15 protein-coding genes and 1 pseudogene are annotated in these 18,430 nt (G+C 69.0%); 1 reads left to right on the top strand and 15 read right to left on the bottom strand.

Annotated features, from left to right (window positions below; all coding sequences use genetic code 11):
• Nucleotides 1–51: 51 nt before the first annotated feature.
• The 13 genes from DJ69_RS17535 to DJ69_RS17475 form a co-directional block, all read right to left on the bottom strand.
• Nucleotides 52–1,227, bottom strand: a complete 1,176-nt coding sequence (locus DJ69_RS17535; protein ID WP_180271875.1) for a [LysW]-lysine hydrolase — start codon at nt 1,225–1,227, stop codon at nt 52–54.
• Nucleotides 1,227–2,354, bottom strand: coding sequence for an aspartate aminotransferase family protein (locus DJ69_RS17530; RefSeq protein WP_099256858.1), 1,128 nt, complete (start codon nt 2,352–2,354; stop codon nt 1,227–1,229). Before DJ69_RS17530 ends, DJ69_RS17535 begins: the two co-directional genes overlap by 1 nt.
• Complete coding sequence (locus DJ69_RS17525) at nt 2,351–3,286, bottom strand: acetylglutamate/acetylaminoadipate kinase (RefSeq protein WP_099256857.1); 936 nt, start codon at nt 3,284–3,286, stop codon at nt 2,351–2,353. The genes DJ69_RS17530 and DJ69_RS17525 overlap by 4 nt, the downstream gene beginning before the upstream one ends.
• The gene (gene argC / locus DJ69_RS17520; RefSeq protein WP_099256856.1) at nt 3,283–4,332 is read right to left on the bottom strand and encodes an N-acetyl-gamma-glutamyl-phosphate reductase; all 1,050 of its coding nucleotides are present in this window, start codon (nt 4,330–4,332) and stop codon (nt 3,283–3,285) included. Before argC ends, DJ69_RS17525 begins: the two co-directional genes overlap by 4 nt.
• The gene (gene lysX / locus DJ69_RS17515) at nt 4,329–5,255 is read right to left on the bottom strand and encodes a lysine biosynthesis protein LysX (protein ID WP_099256881.1); all 927 of its coding nucleotides are present in this window, start codon (nt 5,253–5,255) and stop codon (nt 4,329–4,331) included. Before lysX ends, argC begins: the two co-directional genes overlap by 4 nt.
• Nucleotides 5,256–5,296: 41 nt before the next feature.
• Nucleotides 5,297–5,485, bottom strand: a complete 189-nt coding sequence (gene lysW / locus DJ69_RS17510) for a lysine biosynthesis protein LysW (RefSeq protein ID WP_004047516.1) — start codon at nt 5,483–5,485, stop codon at nt 5,297–5,299.
• A 249-nt stretch (nt 5,486–5,734) separates the two neighbouring features.
• Complete coding sequence (gene argH, locus DJ69_RS17505) at nt 5,735–7,249, bottom strand: argininosuccinate lyase (protein ID WP_099256855.1); 1,515 nt, start codon at nt 7,247–7,249, stop codon at nt 5,735–5,737.
• Complete coding sequence (locus DJ69_RS17500) at nt 7,250–8,476, bottom strand: argininosuccinate synthase (RefSeq protein ID WP_099256854.1); 1,227 nt, start codon at nt 8,474–8,476, stop codon at nt 7,250–7,252. It abuts the gene before it with no gap.
• A gap of 347 nt (nt 8,477–8,823) precedes the next feature.
• Entirely contained in the window at nt 8,824–10,161 is a 1,338-nt protein-coding gene (hemL, locus tag DJ69_RS17495) for a glutamate-1-semialdehyde 2,1-aminomutase (protein ID WP_099256853.1), read from the bottom strand.
• 195 nt (nt 10,162–10,356) lie between these two features.
• The gene (locus DJ69_RS17490) at nt 10,357–12,075 is read right to left on the bottom strand and encodes an ammonium transporter (protein WP_180271874.1); all 1,719 of its coding nucleotides are present in this window, start codon (nt 12,073–12,075) and stop codon (nt 10,357–10,359) included.
• A gap of 562 nt (nt 12,076–12,637) precedes the next feature.
• On the bottom strand, nt 12,638–13,669 hold the full coding sequence (gene radA / locus DJ69_RS17485) for a DNA repair and recombination protein RadA (protein ID WP_099256852.1): 1,032 nt from the start codon (nt 13,667–13,669) through the stop codon (nt 12,638–12,640).
• Between the two features lie 221 nt (nt 13,670–13,890).
• Nucleotides 13,891–14,391 (bottom strand): ACT domain-containing protein, encoded by a 501-nt coding sequence (locus tag DJ69_RS17480; RefSeq protein WP_008847308.1) that lies wholly within the window; start codon nt 14,389–14,391, stop codon nt 13,891–13,893.
• 100 nt (nt 14,392–14,491) lie between these two features.
• Nucleotides 14,492–14,971 carry a histidine kinase gene (locus tag DJ69_RS17475; RefSeq protein ID WP_099256851.1) on the bottom strand — a complete coding sequence of 160 codons (480 nt, stop codon included), beginning with the start codon at nt 14,969–14,971 and terminating at the stop codon, nt 14,492–14,494.
• Between the two features lie 184 nt (nt 14,972–15,155).
• Between DJ69_RS17475 and DJ69_RS17470 the strand changes: the two are divergent.
• Nucleotides 15,156–17,301, top strand: a pseudogene (locus DJ69_RS17470) (ATP-dependent DNA helicase).
• 4 nt (nt 17,302–17,305) lie between these two features.
• Here DJ69_RS17470 and DJ69_RS17465 read toward each other — a convergent pair.
• Nucleotides 17,306–17,665 carry a DUF7473 family protein gene (locus tag DJ69_RS17465; protein ID WP_099256850.1) on the bottom strand — a complete coding sequence of 120 codons (360 nt, stop codon included), beginning with the start codon at nt 17,663–17,665 and terminating at the stop codon, nt 17,306–17,308.
• Between the two features lie 60 nt (nt 17,666–17,725).
• Nucleotides 17,726–18,283 carry a TATA-box-binding protein gene (locus DJ69_RS17460; RefSeq protein WP_099256849.1) on the bottom strand — a complete coding sequence of 186 codons (558 nt, stop codon included), beginning with the start codon at nt 18,281–18,283 and terminating at the stop codon, nt 17,726–17,728.
• Between the last annotated feature and the right edge of the window lie 147 nt (nt 18,284–18,430).

Below are 18,430 nucleotides of genomic sequence, written 5' to 3'. Positions count from 1 at the left end.
CGACGCGAGGCGGGTCAAAAGGAGCCGGCGCCACGGGCGGTGCCGTGACGCCTACGGTCGGTCCCGGCAGACGTCGCTCAACACCGTCGTCGCGCGGTCCAACTCCGAGAGGGGGAGCCGCTCGTCGGGCGCGTGGTCGAGGTCCGAGTTCCCGGGGCCGTAGGTGACCATCGGGCAGTCCCACGCGGCCGCGAACAGGTTCATGTCGCTCGTGCCGGTCTTGCGCAGCAGCCGAACGTCGCCGCCGGCGCCCCGGATCGCGACCCGGAACGCCCGCGCCAGCTCCGTCCGCGGGCTCTCCATCACCGGCGGGATGGGCTCCTTCCAGTGGACCGAGCCGGTCGACAGCTCCGTCTCGGCCAGCTCGTGGATCTCGTCGACCGTCCGGTTGGGCGGGACGCGGAGCTGCACGTCCATCGTCGCCTCGACGGCGAGCCCGTCGTCGGTGAGCCCGCCGTCGACCGAGACGGGCTTGGTCGTCACCTGTTCGAAGACGGGCGTGTCGTCGTCGGTGGGGTCGAACGCCTCCTCGACGCCGTGCCACCAGTCGATCGCGTGCTGGATCGCGTTCGGCTCCGGACGCGAGGTGTGTCCGGACTCGCTCGTGTTCACGTACGTGCCCGCGAGGAACCCGCGGTAGCCGAGGGTGACGCCGTCCCAGCCGGAGGGTTCGCCGTTCACCACCGCCTCGGGCGCGTCGCGGTCCTCGACGAGGAACCGGGCGCCCCGAGAGTTCGTCTCCTCGCCGGCGACGCCGACGAACGAGACCCCCGTCTTCACCGCCGCGACCGCCATCGCGACGAGCGGCCCGGTGGCGTCCACGCTCCCGCGCCCCCAGAGCACTGGCTCGCCCGGCTCGCCGACCGCGCCGTCCTCGGCCGCCGGCTTCACCTCGACCGGGATGTCGCCGGGAACGGTGTCGATGTGCGAGGTCAGCAGGACCGCGTCGCTGGCGGGCGCGCGGACGTTGCCGGCCTCGTCGATCCGCGCCGCCCGGCCGTTGGCCTCGAAGAAGTCGACGAGGCGCTTCGCCGCCTGCTCCTCCTCGCCCGACGGCGAGGGGATAGAGACCATGTCGTACAGCAGCTTCCGAGCCGGCGTGTCGCAGGCCTCGGGGTAGCCGCCGCCCGCGACCACGTCGGTCCCGGCCGCCGACGACTCGTCCGCGTCCGACTCGGTCACCGGATCGTCCGCGTCGGCGGCGTCGCGCTCCTTCCCGGTCGACATCACCCGATCACCTCCGCGATCGCGTCGATGACCGCGTCGGCGTGCTCGCGGTCGATCGTCAGCGGCGGGAGCAGACGCAACACGGTGCGGCCCGCCGGCAGCGCGAGCACCTGGTGTTCGATCGCCAGGTCCCGCAGCAGGCGGTTCGAACCGCGCTTCACCTCGATGCCGATCATCAGGCCGTCACCGCGGACGTCGCGGACGTCGTCGCCGAGGCGCTCCTCGATCTGCCCGCGGATGTACGCGCCCGTCTCGTCGGCGTGCGTGGCGAGGTCCTCGCGCTCGATCACGTCGAGCGTGGCCCCCGCCGCGGCCGACACGACGGGCCCGCCGGAGAACGTCGAGCCGTGGTTGCCGGCGTCCTCGGCGATCCAGTCGCGACACAGCGTCGCGCCGATCGGGAGCCCGCTGGCGAGCCCCTTCGCGGTGGTGAGCACGTCGGGCACCACGTCGTGGCGCTCGGCCGCCCACAGCGAGCCGGTGCGACCGAGCCCGGTCTGGATCTCGTCGAGGACCATCGCCGCGCCCGCTTCGTCCGTCGCCTCCCGGACTGCCTGCAGATACCCCGTGGCGACGGGGTTGATCCCGCCCTCGCCCTGCAGGGGCTCGAGGATCACCGCGGCGGTCTCGTCGTCGACCGCCTCGCGCATCGCGTCGGCGTCGCCGTACTCGACGAACTCGACCCCGCCCGCGAGGGGTTCGAACCCGTCCTTATACTTCTCCTTCCAGGTGGTCGCGAGCGCGCCCATCGTCCGACCGTGGAACCCCTGCGCCGTCGCGACGATCTTCTCGCGACCGGTGGCGTGCCGGGCGAACTTCAGGGCGGCCTCGTTGGCCTCGGTGCCGGAGTTACAGAGCCAGACGTTGTCCACGTCGCCCGGCCCGGCGTCGGAGAGCTGCTCGTACAGCGCGGTCCGCGCCGCGTGCGGGTACGACGCCTGCACGTACATGAGCTCCTCTATCTGACTCGTCGCGGCGTCGACGACCTCGGGGTGGCAGTGGCCGACGGGCGTACAGGCGTAGCTCGCGCCGAAGTCGAGGTACTCGGTCCCGTTCGTGTCGGTGAGCGTCACGCCGTCGCCCGAGGCGATCTCGATCGGCTTCTCGGAGAAGACGAACCCGCTCATGCGGTCTCACCTCCGGTTTCGGCGTCCGCCTCCTCGGCGTCGCCGTCTGCCTCGTCCCCGAGCGCCGACCGCTCGATCGTCGTCCCGCCGCCGCCGAGCGCGGCGACGATGGGATCGTTGATGTTGGCGTCGGCGACGACGACGCGCCCGGAGCCGCCGGAGAGCGCCTCCGTCGCGGCCATCACCTTCTTCCCCATGAACCCCTCGGCGGCGTTCTCGACCGTCGCCAGTTCGTCGGGCGTCGCCGCCGACTCGATCAGCGTGTCGGGGTCGTCGGGGTCCGCGTACACGCCGGCCACGTCCGTGAGCAGGACGAGATCTGCGCCGAGCGCGCCCGCGACCGCGGCGGCCGCCCGGTCCGCGTCGGCGTTAACGGGCGTGACGCCGCCGTCGCTCTCCGTCCCCTCCATCGGGGGCGAGGCGACGGGCGTGTAGCCGTCGGCGAGGAGGCCGGAGAGCAGGTCGGCGTTCACCGACTCGATCCGGCCGGAGTGCTCGCCGCGGCGGATCTTCTTCTTCCCGTCCTCGATGACCCGGACCGCCGACTTGCGCGGCCCCGAGAGGAGCCCGCCGTCGACGCCGGAGAGGCCGACCGCGTCGACGCCGGCCTCGCGGAACTGCGCCGTCAGCTCGGTGTTGAGCTTGCCGGCCATCGCCATCGTGAACGCCTCCATCGTCTCCGCGTCGGTGAACCGACCCGTGACGCCGGAGGCGGACTCGACGTACTCGGGCTCCATGCCGAGCCGCTCGATGACCTCGTCCACGACGGTCGAGCCGCCGTGAACGACGACGACCCGCCGCCCGTTGGCGGCGAGGTGGGCCACGTCGCCGACGGCGCCCGCCGGATCGACCGCCTTCGCGCCGCCGATCTTGACCACGACGGGGGGTTCGTCGGCGGGCGTGCCGCCGGCACGGGACTGCTCGCCCGTCATGGCGATCCCACGGGGTGAAGCCCCTGAAACTCCAAGCCGGCGTCTTCTGGCAGTTCGAGTGCGACGTTCGCCGCGTGGACCGCCTGCCCGGCGGAGCCTTTCATCATGTTGTCTATCGCCGAGAAGACGACGATGCGGCGGTTGCCGGGGTCGAGCTCGAAGCCGACCTCGCCGTGGTTGGTGCCGGCGACCGCCTTCGGTTCGGGGTAGCGGTAGACGCCGCCCCCGCCGGAGACGATCCGCATGAACGGCTCGTCCGCGTAGGCGCCGCGGTACGCCTGCCAGAGGTCCGCCTTCGAGACGGGCTCGTCGGGGAAGACGTGGCAGGTCGCGCTCGCGCCGCGCACCATCTCGACCGCGTGGACGGTGAAGGAGACGTCGAGCCCGAGGTACGCCTCTATCTCCGCCTCGTGACGGTGGCTCGTGGGCGCGTACGGGCGCACGACGCCCGACCGCTCCGGGTGCGAGGAGGCCGCGCCGCCGCCGGCGCCGCCCTCCGAGGAGCCCACCTTCACGTCGACGACGACCTCGCCCGCGTCGGGACCGAGCGCGCCCGCGTCGACGAGGGGCTTGAGCCCGAGGATCGTCGCGGTCGCGTTGCAGCCGCCGCCGGCGATCAGGTCGGCGCCGGAGAGGTTGTCGCGGTTGAGCTCGGGGAGCGCGTACTCCGCGCGCTCCAGGTACTCGGGCGACTCGTGGCCGTCGTACCACTCGTCGTACAGCGCGGCCTCGGGCAGCCGGAAGTCCGCCGAGAGGTCGACGACCGTGTCGGCGGCCTCGAAGTACTCGTCGATCCGGCCCATCGAGACGCCGTGAGGCGTCGCCGAGAACAGCACGTCGACCGATTCGAGGTCGTCGGGGTCGGAGAAGCGCAGGTCGAGCCCGCGCAGGTTCGGGTGCGAGCGCCCGACGGTCATGTTGTCGGCCGACCGCGACGTGGCCTGCACGACCTCGAACTCGGGGTGACCAGAGAGGATCCGCAACAGCTCGCCGCCGGTGAAGCCGGTGCCGCCGACGACGCTCGCGGTGTACGTCTCGTCGGTCATGTGTGCGCCTCCGCGGCGTCGTCACCGGCCGCCGCGGCCGCCTTCGCCTCCAGCCAGTCGACGACCTTCGCGGGCACGTCGACGTCGGTGGCGGTGTTCAGCGCCTTGAACTCGACCGTGTGGTTCACCTCGTGGACGGTGTACTCGCCGGAGCCGGCGCCGCCGGTCTCCCCGGTGTCAGCTTCCGGCTCGACTCCCACCTCCATCAGGTCGACGCCGAGCATGCCGCCGCCGACGGCCGCAGACGCGCGCTCGACCAGCTCCAGCGCGCGGTCGTCGAGCTCGAACGACTGGGTCTCGCCGCCCTTCGCGGCGTTCGTGAGCCAGTGGTCTGACGACCGGGTCATCGCGGCGACCGGCTCGCCGTCGACCGCCAGCACGCGGATGTCGCGGCCGGGCTTATCGACGAACTCCTGGATGTAGAACACCTTGTGCTCGTAGTGGCCGAGCGTCTCCTTGTGCTCTAAGATCGCCTCTGCGGCGCTCCGCGTGTCGATCTTCGCCATCAGCCGGCCCCACGAGCCGACGACGGGCTTGAGCACGCAGGGGTAGCCGAACTCCTCGATGGCCTCCATCGCGGTCTCCTTGGTGAACGCGACCTCCGTCGCCGGGGTGGGGATGTCGGCCTCCGCGAGCGCGAGCGAGTTCTTCGCCTTGTCGGCGCAGACGTCGCCCGTCTCGGGGGCGTTCACCACCGGGACGCCGTAGCTGTCGAGGAACTCGGTCGCGTACAGCGAGCGGCTGGTCGACAGGCAGCGGTCGACGACCAGATCGAGGTCGGCGACGTCGGCCGTGGTCGACTCCAACCCGAACCGCTCCTTGCGGACATCGATCTTGGTGACCTCGTGGCCGCGCTCGCGGAGCTCACCGAGCAGCAGCTTCTCGTCTTTCCGGATCCGCGAGTAGAGGATCCCTATTTGCATGTCGACCACTCGCGTGTCGCGGTCGTGGCGGTCGTCGCCATCTACTCGCCCCAGTCCTCCTCGAGTTCGGGGGCCTCTTCCAACACGACGGGGTCCAGCGAGATGACCTCCAGCTCGGTCCCGGTGACCGGGCTGTCGATGATCTCACCGACCTCGACATCGGCCGGAAGCTCGATCTCCTCGCCCGTAATCGGGTCCTCTGCCATCACCGGATCAGTGTCGCTCGTCATCGTACCACCTACTCGACCGTGAACCCGCATAAACCCTTCGAACTTGTAAAACAGATTACAGTAAATAAGCTACCCGCTAGCGGGCGAAAATCGGTTGTACAACCGCCGTGTGAAATCCGGTGTCAGATTTCAGTAGTTAGTGTGTCCCCTCGCGGGGACGGCGGCGTCGTCGGCGGTCGGGACCCGACCGTCGACGGCGCCGGTCGGCGCGGCGGTCGCGGTCGCCGTCCGGAAACGGGGGCCGGCGGCTCACGCATACGACTCCACCTCCGCGTCCAGCAGCGCCGCCGCCGCCGCGAGCGACTCCCGCTCGTCGGCGAGCGACCCGGCGTCGGCCTCGATCCCCGCCTCGGCGGTCGCGAGCTCGTCGGCGACCGCGTCGGGGGCGGGTCCGCCGGCGGAGTCGCGGCTCGCGACGCTGGCGGCCGGATCGAGCGCGGACTCCACGTCGTCGCGGCTCACGTGCGTCGAGAGGGGCTCGCCCGTCACGTTTCGAGTGGCCTCGTCAACTTTTGCGGCTGCGGCCGCGGGCGAGTCGTCGTCGGAGACGCTCTCGGCGGCGGTCGCGACGATCTCGTGAGCGGTCCGGAACGGCATACCGCCCATCGCGAGCAGGTCGGCCACGCCGGTCGCCGTCGAGAACCCCTCGCCGGCCGCGTCCGCGAGGGTCGTCTCGTCCCAGCCGGCGGTCGCGACCGCGCCCGCGGCGACTTCGGTCGCCTCGCGCACGTCGTCGACGATCTCGAACACGCTCGCGTGGGCGCGCTGGAGGTCGCGGTTGTACGCGCGGGGGAGCCCCTTGAGGAGGCTCAGCGTCCCCGTCGCCTCACCGATCGCGTCGCCGGCGACGCCGCGAGTCAGCTCCAGCGTGTCGGGGTTCTTCTTCTGGGGCATGATCGAGGAGGTCGAGGAGTACGCGTCCGACAGCTCCACGAACCCCTTGTTGGAGAAGAGGATGAGGTCCTCCGCGAGCCCCGACAGCGTCGTCGCGAGCGTCGCGCACGCGGTCGCGCCCTCCGCGAGGAAGTCGCGCGCCGACGCCGCGTCCGTCGAGTTCCGGACCGTCCCGCCGAAGCCAAGCAGCTCGGCGGTCCGATCGCGGTCGACGTCGAACGGCGTCCCCGCGAACGCGGCCGCGCCGAGCGGCGACCGGTTGACCCGGTCGTACGCGTCGAGCAGGCGCTCGGTGTCGCGGGCGACCCCGCTCTCGTAGGAGAGCAGGTAGTGCGCGACCGTCGTCGGCTGGGCCGGCTGGAGGTGCGTGTAGCCGGGCATCGTGGTCTCGGTGTGCTCGCTCGCCGCGTCGACGAGCGCCTCGCGGAGCGTCACCGTCGCCTCGGCCGCCGCGAGCAGGTCCTCGCGCAGGCGGTACCGGATACAGGTCGCCACCTCGTCGTTGCGCGAGCGGGCGGTGTGCATCCGTCCGCCGTCGGGGCCGATCCGGTCGATGACCGCCGTCTCGATCGCCTCGTGAACGTCCTCGCCGTCGGGGAGGGCGTCGTGGCCCGCGGACTCCACGTCGCCGAGGGCGGCGAGTATCTCCCCGGCGGTCTCGTCGTCGACGATCCCCTGCTCGGCGAGCATCACCGTGTGCGCGCGATCGACCGCGAGGTCGGCCTCGAAGATCGCCGCGTCGGCGGCGAGGCTCGACAGGAACTCGCGGGCGGGACCGCCGCTGAAGCGGTTGCGGCGGACGGCCGTTCCGCTCGTCGCGTCGGACGCGTCCGCGTCGTCGGCCACCGGGTGGGGATCGTCGTCGGTCATCTACTTCTCGTCCGCCTCGCCGGAGCCGTCCGTCGCCAGTTCGGGCTTCGACACCGACTGCTTCACGTCGTTGGCGAGGCGCTCCTGCAGCCCGTGGTACTTCGCGACGCCCGTGGCGTCCTCCTGCGCGATGCCGGCCACGTCCTCGGTGTTGAACGAGGCCATCTCCTCGGAGTAGACCGCGTACTCGGAGTCGCGGGCGACGACGCGGCAGTTGCCGCCGGAGACCTTCACGGTCGCGGTGCCGGTCACCACGTCCTGCGTCTCGTCGATGAACGCGTCGAGCGCGTCGACGACCGGGGCGAAGACGAGTCCCTGGTACGCCTTCTCCGACCACTCCTGCTCGATCCCCTTCTTGAAGGAGCGCTCGTTCTTGGTGAGGACGAGGTCCTCGAGCGCCTGGTGGGCCGTCAGGAGGACGGTGGCCGCCGGGTGCTCGTAGTTCTCGCGCACCTTCAGCCCGAGCATGCGGTCCTCCATCACGTCGGTGCGGCCGATGCCGTAGCCGCCGGCGTACTCGTTGAGGTGCTGGATGAGCGGGACCGGGTCCATCGCCTCGCCGTCGACGGCGACGGGGACGCCCTCCTCGAACGCCACTTCGATCGTGGTCTCGCCCTCCGGCTCCGCGGTCCACTCGTAGATGTCCTCCGGCGGCTCGTAGTTCGGGTCCTCCAGCTTGCCGCCCTCGACCGCGCGCGACCAGATGTTCTCGTCGATGGACCAGACGCCGCCGTCGCCGGCCTCGACGGGCAGGTCCTTCTCCGCGGCGTAGTCGATCTCCCACTCGCGGGTGAGGCCGAGCTCACGCACGGGGGCGATCACTTCGAGGTCGGAGCCGCGCCAGACGGCCTCGAACCGGAGCTGGTCGTTCCCCTTCCCCGTGCAGCCGTGTGCGATGGCGTCGCAGCCCTCCTCCTCGGCGACGCCGAGGATCGCCTCGGCGATGACGGGACGCGCGAGCGCGGTGCCGAGCGGGTACCCCTGATACGTCGCGTTCGCCTTCACCGCGTCGTAACACAGGTCCGCGAACTCCGCTTTCGCGTCGACGACGTGGATGTCGAGGCCGAGCGCCTCCGCGGTCTCCTCGGCCTCGTCGAACTCCTCAGTCGGCTGCCCGACGTCGACGTTAACGCCGATGACTTCGTCGTAGCCGTACTCCTCTTTCAACAGCGGCACGCAGACTGTCGTGTCGAGTCCCCCACTGAACGCGAGTGCAACGGTTGCCATTACCGGAGTAGAGTAGCCTATACCCCTTAAATTCATCGCTTTAGATGTTGTAAACAAATGGCGGCGCAGGCGCTAACCGACGACGTAGCTGTCACTCTCCGGAACGGAGCGGCGCGAACGCGACGAGGGAGGAAGGTTACTGGCCCGAAGGGGCCGGTCGTCGCGCCGCGCCGGAAGCCGGTCGCGGCGGTCGGACGCCTCGTCGCGGTCGCGGGGCTCGTCGGCCTCGGCCGAGGGCGGCGTCGAGACGAGCCTCCGCGATCATCGTCCGTAACTATCTGATCTCCGGTATAAAAGCGTTCCGCACTTGGTGACCGATCGCAACGTTTGCCGGTCGGCGGCGTCGGCTACAGCGCCTCCCGGTACGCCGCCAGCGTTTCCGCGACATCCTCCTCGGTGTGCGCGTACGACGTGAACTGGCACTCGAACTGGTTGGCGGTGAGGAACACGCCCTGGTCTTTCATCTCCTGCCAGAAGACGCGCTCCCATCGGTCGGTGGCGGCGTCGGCGACGTCGGCGCCGGTCTTCGGGCAGCCGTCGTAGCGGTCGCAGTCGGGGTCCTGCCGACAGCCGCCGGCGCAGCAGGCGGTCGGGTCGTCGGGCGCCTCGCGGGTGAAGACCGTCTTGAACATCGAATCGGTGCCGACGACGGTGTACTCGGGCGCGCGCTCCGCGCAGATCTCGGCGATTCCCTCGCGGAGCTTCCGCCCGAGGCGGTTGACGTGTTCGTACACGTCGTTTTCGGCGGCGTACTCCAGCCCGGCCTTCCCGGCGGCCATCGTCACCGGGTGGCCGGAGAACGTGCCGGACTGGAACACGTCGCCCGCGGGGGTGAACTCCTCGATGATCTCGGCTTTCCCGCCGATGGCGCCGACCGGGAAGCCGCCGCCGATGATCTTGCCGAACGTCGTCACGTCGGGCGTGACGCCGAACTTCGACTGCGCGCAGCCGAGCCCGCCCACGCGGAAGCCGGTGATCACCTCGTCGAAGATCAACAGCGAGCCGTGGTCGTCACAGAGGTCACGGAGCGTCTCGTGATAGCCGTCGATCGGCGTCACGATCCCCATATTTGCGAGGATCGGTTCGACGAGGACGGCCGCGACGTCGTCGCCGTGCTCGGCGAACACCTCCTTGGCGGCCTGCGGGTCGTTGAACGGGATCGGGAGTGTGTGTTCGGCGAACTCGTCGGGGATCCCCTTCGTCGAGGGGTGATGGTCGTCGGGGGACCCCTCGACGAGCGTCGACTCCTGGGCGCCGTGGTAGCCGCCCTGCATGACGACGATCTTGTCGCGGTCGGTGTGGCCGCGCGCGAGTCGCACCGCCGAGACGGTGGCCTCGGTCCCCGAGTTGACGAACCGGATCGACTCCACGCTCGGGACGTGCCGCGCCACGAACTCGGCGTGTTCGACCTCGATCTCGGTCGGGGCGCCGTACATCGGGCCCGCGGCGACGTGGGACTGGATCGCCGCCTCGACCGGCTCCGGGAGGTCGTGGCCGTAGAGGAGGGGGCCGTACCCCATCACCCAGTCGACGTACCGGTTGCCGTCGGCGTCGATCACGTGGCCGCCGTCCCCGCGCTCGACGAAGAACGGGTGCGGCATCGTCGCTCGGACGGAAGAGTTGACGCCGCCGGGCATGACCGACAGGGCGCGGTCGTACAGCCCGCGAGAGCGCTCGTGGTTCATGTCCCGGCGTTCGGTCGGCGGGGTGAAAGTTGTTGCCGAACCGGGCAACGAGAAGCGATCGGAACGCGGGGGCGCGTCGCGACCGCGAGCGGTGCCACCGCCGGGTGACGCAGCGTCGCGCAAAAGTCGGCAGCCGAAAGTCGCCGCGTCCGCCGTCGTTTCAGCGTCGGTCCGCGTCGAAACCGTCGGTCCGGCTTACACCGCCTCCGGACCGGTCGTTCCCGTGCGGACCTGCAGCGCGTCCTCCACGGGCATGATGAACACCTTGCCGTCGCCCGGCTCCCCGGTCTTCGCGGCGTCGGCGATCGCGTCCGCCACCTCGTCCGCCGGGATGTCCGCGACGACCACCTCGATCTTCACCTTCTGGTGGAGGTCGACCGTGAACTCCTCGCCGCGCCACTGGCCCGTCTTCGCGGGCTGGCTGCCGCGGCCGGAGACGTTCGTCACCGTGAGCGATGGCGCGTTGATCTCCGCGAGCGCCTGCTTGATGGCCCCGAGCTTGTCGGGGCGGACGACCGCCGTAACCATCTTGATCCCCGTGCCGGCCTCCACGCCGCCGTCGGCACGCGGGGAGTCGTCGGTGGTGTCGATGACGGAGGGGCCGCCGTCGGTCGCGACGCGGTCGCCACCGAACTCGGGGTAGGTCTCGACGCCGTGTTCGGAGATGTCGAGACCCTCCTGTTCGTGTTCCTGCGTGACGCGTGCCTCACCGCTCAGCTTGAGGGCGTACCAGACGGCCGCGGTCGCAGTGAGCGTCCAGCCGCCGATGATGACGACCCCGGTCAGCTGGGCGATGAAGTGCGCCCCGACGCCGGCGCTGAGGGTGCCCGGCGCGGCGACGAAGGGGAACAGAAGCGTCCCCAGGACGCCCGCGCTGCCGTGGACCGGGAACACCGCACAGACGTCGTCGATCTTGAGCGTGTCCGAGACGAACTCGAAGACGATGGGGAGCTGCGCGCCGGCGAGCCCGCCGACGACCAGGGCCCCCCACCACGCCGTGGTGTCCGGGATCGCGGTGATACCGACCAGCCCGGCGAGCAGGCCGTTGGCGACGTAGAGCGTGTCGACCTTGCCGGTCTTCAGCCACACGACGAGGGCGGCGCCGATCCCGCCGGCCGCCATCGCGATGGTCGTCCCCATCGCGACGAGGTTGAGCGTCAGCGTGTTGAACACGCCGCCGCTGACGATCGAGGCCGTACCCACGTTGAAACCGTACCAGCCGAACGCCAGAACGAGCGTCCCGAGGACGGCGAAGGTCAGCGAGTGACCGGGGATGACGTTCGTCGAGCCGTCCTCGGCGTAGCGGTCCATCCGCGGCCCGAGGACGGCCGCTGCCGTGAGACCAGCGATGCCGCCCATCCCGTGGACGATCATCCCGCCCGCGAAGTCGTGGAAGGCGGTACCGGTCAGCTGCGCGACGAGTCCGTCGCCGGAGGCCGACCAGGTGAACGCGATGACCATCGGGTAGATGACGGCGGCGAGCAGGAACGTGTAGGTCACGTACGCGCGGAGCTTCGCGCGGCCGGCGACCGCGCCGGAGACGATCGTCGCGGCCGTCATGGCGAAGACGGCGCCGTACAGCCAGTTGACGTACGGGCCGACCGCGCCGGCGTCGACCGCGAGTTCACCGCCGGAAAACAGCGACCCGGCGGCCGAGACGGGCCCGCCGGAGCCGCTCATCACGCTGGTGAACGCCGTTCCGATCAGGAAAAACACCGTCACCCCGACACTCCACGTCAGGAGGTTCTTCGTCAGCTGGTTGGCGACGTTCTTCGAGCGGACCTGCCCGGCTTCGAGCATGGCGAAGCCCGCGTGCATGAAGAAGATGAGGAACGTCACGACGAGGATCCACGTCCCGTTCATCGCGGACGCGAACGTGCTCGGGTCGACGGTCGCGAGTACGTCGGCCGTCACGCCTCGACCACCTCGGGTGAACGTTTGTTCGTCATACAGCGCGTTTCGTCCGTGTTCATGTTCTGAATCACGTTTCCACAGGGAGTAATGAGGATATATAAACGTTCTAGTTGAGTTTCACAAGAAATACGTTTGATGATACAGAAGGTGTTCAATATAAGGTCAGATCAATGTTGTATAAGGACATATTCTTCAGCAGACAGTAGCAATATTTGCGACGAAAGCGGACGGGTGTTGTGTTATCTGAGCGTCAAAAGTTGCCGGAACGGGCGGTTTCGGGCCGCAAAACGCCGGGCGCGGCGTCTGGTGGAAATACTTGCCACCCGGAAAATCGCCGGAGACGACCGATCCGACCTGAATCACCCGCTATCGGGCGTATCAGGCGGTCCTGCGAGAAAATGACGTTTGTCAACCGATCTGTCTGTCGGCGTCCGGTCCGGGGACTCCATTCCTACAGCGTCGCGTGTTCCACGTGCGTTCGCCGCAAAATCCGTCCGAAGCGGGCTGCCGGTCAGCCGGACCGGCCGGCGGACGCAGCGATCGGTCTGCGAGCGTTCAGCCGCTACTCCGGCTTCAGCCCCTCACCCTGCACGCGCATCACGGCCTCGCCGTCGGCGAGGTTGGGCGCGTCGACGAGGCGGACGATCCGCTTGTCACCCTTCGACTTGCGGAGGTAGATCCGGAACGTGGACGCGTGCCCGAGGATGTTTCCGCCGATCGCCTGCGTCGGGTCGCCGAAGTAGGAGTCGGGGTTGGAGGCGACCTGATTCGTGACGAGGATGGCGGTGTTGAACAGGTCGCCGATCCGCATCAGGTCGTGGAGGTGTTTGTTGAGCTTCTGCTGTCGCTCCGCGAGTTCGCCGCGGCCGACGTACTCCGCGCGGAAGTGGGCGGTCAGCGAGTCGACACAGACGATCCGGATCGGCCACTCGCCCTCCTCGTGCTCGCCGGCGAGCTCTTTGGCCTTCTCCGCCAGCAGGATCTGGTGGTTGGAGTTGAACGCCTTGGCGACGTGGATCTGGTCCAAGAAGGCCTCGACCAGTTCCTCCATCGCCTCCTCGTCGCTCGGCGTACCCTCGATCTCGCGGCGCTCCATCTCCTCGGCGAGGATCTCGTCGTCGAGCCCGCGGACCATGTCGTCGATCCGCTCCGGGCGGAACGTGTCCTCGGTGTCGACGAAGATGCAGCCGCCGTCGAGCCCGCCGTTCTCCGGCAGGAGCTGGACGTTGACCGCCATCTGGTGGGTCACCTGCGACTTCCCGGACCCGAACTCGCCGTACACCTCGGTGATCGACTGCGTCTCGATCCCGCCGCCGAGCAGATCGTCGACCTCGTCGATCTGCCACGAGAGCTTCCCGATCTCCTGCCGGCGCTCCAGCACGGTCGCGCCCGTCTCGAAGCCGCCGACGTCGGCGGCGTCGCGGGCGGCGTTGATGATGTCTGCGGCCGAAGATTCACCGATGTCGGCGGTGTTCGACATCTCGCCGGGGCTCGCGACGGCGATCGACTGGTAGCTCTCGAACCCGTTCTCGACGAGCTTGTCTGCGGTGGCGGGGCCGACTCCGGGGAGGTCCTCGAGTTCGTCTTCTGGCATGTACTCCACTCTTGTTCGCCACCCCGTATAAAGACTGGTTTACACCCGAGTGAAAGTGAAAATCGGGCGGGAACAGCGCTCAGGACTGGCTCGGCATCGCACGTAAGGCTCCGGGGGAGGTGACAGTTCATCGTCGCGGCGGAACTGATCGGGGTTCGCCGCTCGACCGTCGGCAGGTGCTCGCCGATCGGTGAGCGTCGCTCTCGCCTCGGCCGACCGCCTCAGAACCCGACGCGGCGGACGTACGCCAGATCGCGGATCTCCACGAGCAGGTCGCCGGAGAGGTCGGCGTCGGTGATGACGTACAGCTTCGGGTCGTCGGTGAACTCCGGGTCCTCGCTGAGGACCTGGCGGATCGAGACGTCGTGGTCGGCGAGGATACCGGTCACCTCGGCGACGATTCCGGCCTCGTCGGCCGCCGCGACCTCGATCGTGAGGACCGTGAGATCGAGGACGGGGGCCAAGTCCATCAGGCTCGGCACCGACGAGATGTTGGTGAAGATGCGTTTCAGCTCCGGGTCAGCCAGTATCGCGTCGGTCGTCGAATCCACGACGCGCCGATCGACGTCGAGCTCGCGCGCGATACCGGTGTACGGAATCTCGATCCCGCCGGAGACGACTCGGCCCTCCTCGTTGACCGAGAAGCCGCGCTCCAAGAACAGCCGGATCACCGCCTGTTGACTGGGCGATCCCTCGAACTTCTCGAGGATCTCGTCGAACATTCGTCTCCGGCTGGTCGCCGCGAACGGTTAAAACACCCGGGGGAGCCCTCAGACCACCGGGGAAACGGCGCGACGATCGCAGAGTTACGGTGTCTCGGTATCAGCCAGACAGCCCCGCGTACGTGCCTCCGAGCACGACTCCGTACGCGAGGTGACCGAGGGCGCTCAGCGCGCTCACGTTGGGCAGGGGCGGGTTCGCGGGCGAACCGACCGCCGAGAGCCAGATCGGCATCACGATCACGGCGAGGGCTATCCAGACGGCGATCCCGTAGGCCGCACCGACGCCGAGAGACTTCGCGGCGTTCCCGCCGATCGAGGGCCTCAGACCGACGAGCGCGGCGAAGCCGACGCCGAGAACCGCTCCGTGTGACATGTGGATCACCCAGCCGACGAACGGCGCCGCGGGCGGGGCAAGGCCGTACATCGACGGGATCACGATCGCCAACAGCGGGTTCGGAATGGCGTACGTCATCACGAGTCCGAAGACGACGCTGCCGGTGAGCCCTCCGACGACGCCCGCCTTCCAACTTCCCGTTCCGGTCGATACGTCGGTCGTCGCGGTCGCGGTTTCAGTCGCCATAGCGGCTCGGAGGTCGGGAGAGTACCAGTAATATATGCTGGTAACGTGTGTCTCGGATGCACATTCCCCGAACGTATATAAACATTGAAACTAGCGAGTGTGAAATGTTCCGAGTCCGACGCGAGCCGATCAGTTCCGCCGCGGCACCCCACCCCTTTTAGCCGATGGCGACGAACTTCGTCCCGTGTCAGAGTCGCCGCATCTTCGGTTCTTCCCGTACGAGGAGCCGTACCCGAACCAGCGCGAGGCGATGGACAGGGTCGCCAACGCGCTGGACCGCGGGCAGGACGTGCTGTTCGAGGGGGCGCCGGGGACGGGGAAGACCCTCTCCGCGCTCGTGCCCGCCTTGGAGCACGCCCGGGAACACGACCGCACGGTCGTGATCACGACCAACGTCCACCAGCAGATGCGGCAGTTCGTCGAGGACGCCCGCGCGATCACCCGCGAGGAGCCAATCCGCGCCGTCGTTTTCAAGGGGAAGTCGTCGATGTGCCACATCGACGTCGACTATCAGGAGTGTCAGACCCTCCGGGACACCACCCGCGAGCTGGTGGAGACGGAGAGCGAGGTCCGCGAGCTGGAGACGCGCCAGCGCGAGCTGCTGGCCGAGAGCCGCGAGGGCGACGCGGGGGCCGCCGAGGCTCGCGAGTCGGTGATGGAGGAGCTCGACGAGCTGGAAGAAGCGATCGATAAGTACGAGACCGCGAACGTCTGTGCCCACTACCGGAACAACCTGGTCCAGGACACCGACGAGTTCTTCGGGTGGCTGTTCGAGGACGTCCGCACCCCCGAGGACGTGTACGCGTACGCGGACGAGCGCGAGCTGTGCGGCTACGAGCTGTTGAAGGAGGGGATGGAGGGCGTCGATCTGGTGGTGTGCAACTACCACCACCTGCTCGATCCCAACATCCGCGAGCAGTTCTTCCGGTGGATCGACCGCGACCCCGCCGAGATAATCACCGTCTTCGACGAGGCCCACAACGTCGAGGACGCCGCCCGCGACCACGCCACCCGCACCCTCACCGAGAACACGCTCGACGCCGCCCTCGACGAGCTCGCTGACAGCGACGACTCCCGCGCCGAGGCGGCCGAGAACGTCGTACGGGCCTTCCGCGACGCTCTCGTGGAGACTCGCGACGACGCGCTCGGCGTCGGGCAGCGCGAGTCGGTCGGCGAGAACTGGGAAGACCTGTCGATCGCCAACGACGACCGCCGCGACGACCTGACGCTCGCGTTCCTCCGCAACTACGAGGGGAAGGGGATCGACACGGAGACCGAGCTCGCCGTCCAGCTCGGGCAGGCGCTCGACGAGGAGTACGAGCGCCGCTACCGCGACGGCGAGACCACGACCCGCACGGAGTGTCAGACCCTGCAGGTCGCCCGGTTCGTCTCGACGTGGATGGAGGAGGGGACCGAACTGGGGCAGTATCCGGTGGTCTCCGTGCGCCGCGACGGCGCCACCGACGAGGTGTACGGCCGCGCGGAGCTGTACACCTGCATCCCCCGCCGCGTCACCGAGGCGCTGTTCGACGAGGTCGCCGCGTCGGTGCTGATGAGCGCGACGCTCCGCCCCTTCGACGTCACCAAGGACGTGCTCGGGCTGGAGGACGTGGCGGCGCTGGCGTACGAGATGGGATACCCCGAGGAGAACCGCCGGACGTTCGCGGTCGATACGCCCCCGCTGTTCGCCTCCGAGCGCAACGACCCGGAGACGCAGGAGACGGTGTCGGCGCTGCTGCGCGACGCGATCCGCTTCACGCCGGGGAACACGCTCGCCTTCTTCCCCTCGTACGCCGAGGCCGNNCGGCCTCGGAAGCCGCTACCTCGACGGCCCGGGTGAAGACGAGGAAGAGCTTCGCCGGCGGTTCGTCGAGAGCGACGACGCGACCCTCTTCACCTCGCTGTGGGGAACGCTCGCCGAGGGCGTGAGCTTCGACGGCGACGACGCCCGGACGGCGGTGGTGGTCGGGGTCCCGTACCCGCACCTGTCGGACCGGATGGAGGCGGTGCAGGACGCCTACGACCGGGCGTTCGCCGACCGCGACCGCGCCCGGGACCCCGGCTGGGCGTACGCGGTCGAGATCCCGACGGTCCGCAAGACTCGACAGGCGCTCGGGCGGGTCGTCCGCGGTCCCGACGACTTCGGCGTCCGGATCCTCGCGGACCGTCGGTACACGTCCGCGGACATGGGGAAGTACTCGGTCCGCGGCGCGTTCCCGCCGGAGGAGCGCGCGGAGCTGCTCGACATCGATCCGGCGAAGCTGAAGTTCGCGATGCTGAACTTCTACGGCGACCACGACGCGTACGAGGGAGTGCCCCCGGAGCCGTGACGCGTCATCCCGGCATCGTCGCGAACAGCAGCGTGAGGCTAAACAACACGATCGCGAGTAGCGTCGTGATCACGGCGTGGATCACGGTCATCCCGACAATGAGTCGACGGGGTTGGTCGTAGCTCCACGCGAACATGGTGGCGTCAAAAAGGAGCGCGACGAGAACGATCAGGGCCTCCGGCAGTGCGTACGTGACGCCGACGATCGCGGTGACCGCGGGGAGGGGACCGACGTAGAGCGCGCGGCGCGGGTCCACGTCGCCGAGGACGTTCCGCGCCGCGAGGTGGGCGGTCACGGAGAGAAACAACGCGAGCGCGACGGTCGTCCCCAGCACCGTGATCGGCGTCACCGTCTGGAGGAGCATAGGTGGCCTACGAGGTGACGGGTAAAAGTGGTCGCGGAATCGGAACGAGCGCGGCGGCCGTCAGGCGAGGAGCCCGAGCCCGTCGAGCTCCTCGACGATCACGTCGACGGCGGCCGCGGCGTCGTCGGGGCTCGTCCCGCCGGTGACGACGAGCTTTCCGCTGCCGAACAGAAGCGCCACGACGTCGGGGTCGTCGATCCGGTAGACGAGTCCGGGGAACTGCTCCGGCTCGTACTCGATGTGTTCCAAGCCGAGCCCGATCGCGATCGCGTTGAGGTTGAGGCTCTCGCCGAGGTCGGCCGAGGTGACGATGTTCTGGACCGTGATCTCCGGGTCCTCGATGGGAATCTGGAGCTTGCGGAGCTCGTCGAACACCAGATCGAGGCTCTCGTGGACGGCGTCGATGGAGTTTGCGCCCGTACAGACGATCTTCCCCGACCGGAAGATCAGCGCGGCCGACTTCGGGTCCGTGGTGCGGTAGACGAGTCCAGGGAACTGCTCCGGGTCGTAGTCGGCGCCTTCGAGGTCCATCGCGACGCTCTGGAGATCGAGCTCCTGCCCGATCCCCGTGGAGGCAACGACGTTCTCTATTGTGATCGTCTCCTTCGGATCGGCCATTCTACCTCGATACACAGTTGAAGCACCTAAAAAGGTGGCTGGTCGGAACCGCTATCCTCTTGCGACCGGCGGTCCGACTCGGCGGCGTGTACTGGCTCGAACTCGCCGGCGAGGAAGACGCGTTCGCCGCCCGCGAGGCCGCCGTCG

The organism is Halorubrum persicum, assembly GCF_002727125.1.
GTDB lineage: Archaea > Halobacteriota > Halobacteria > Halobacteriales > Haloferacaceae > Halorubrum > Halorubrum persicum.
The sequence above is the reverse complement of the archived record's forward strand: the minus strand, read 5'-3'. Positions and strand labels throughout refer to the sequence as shown.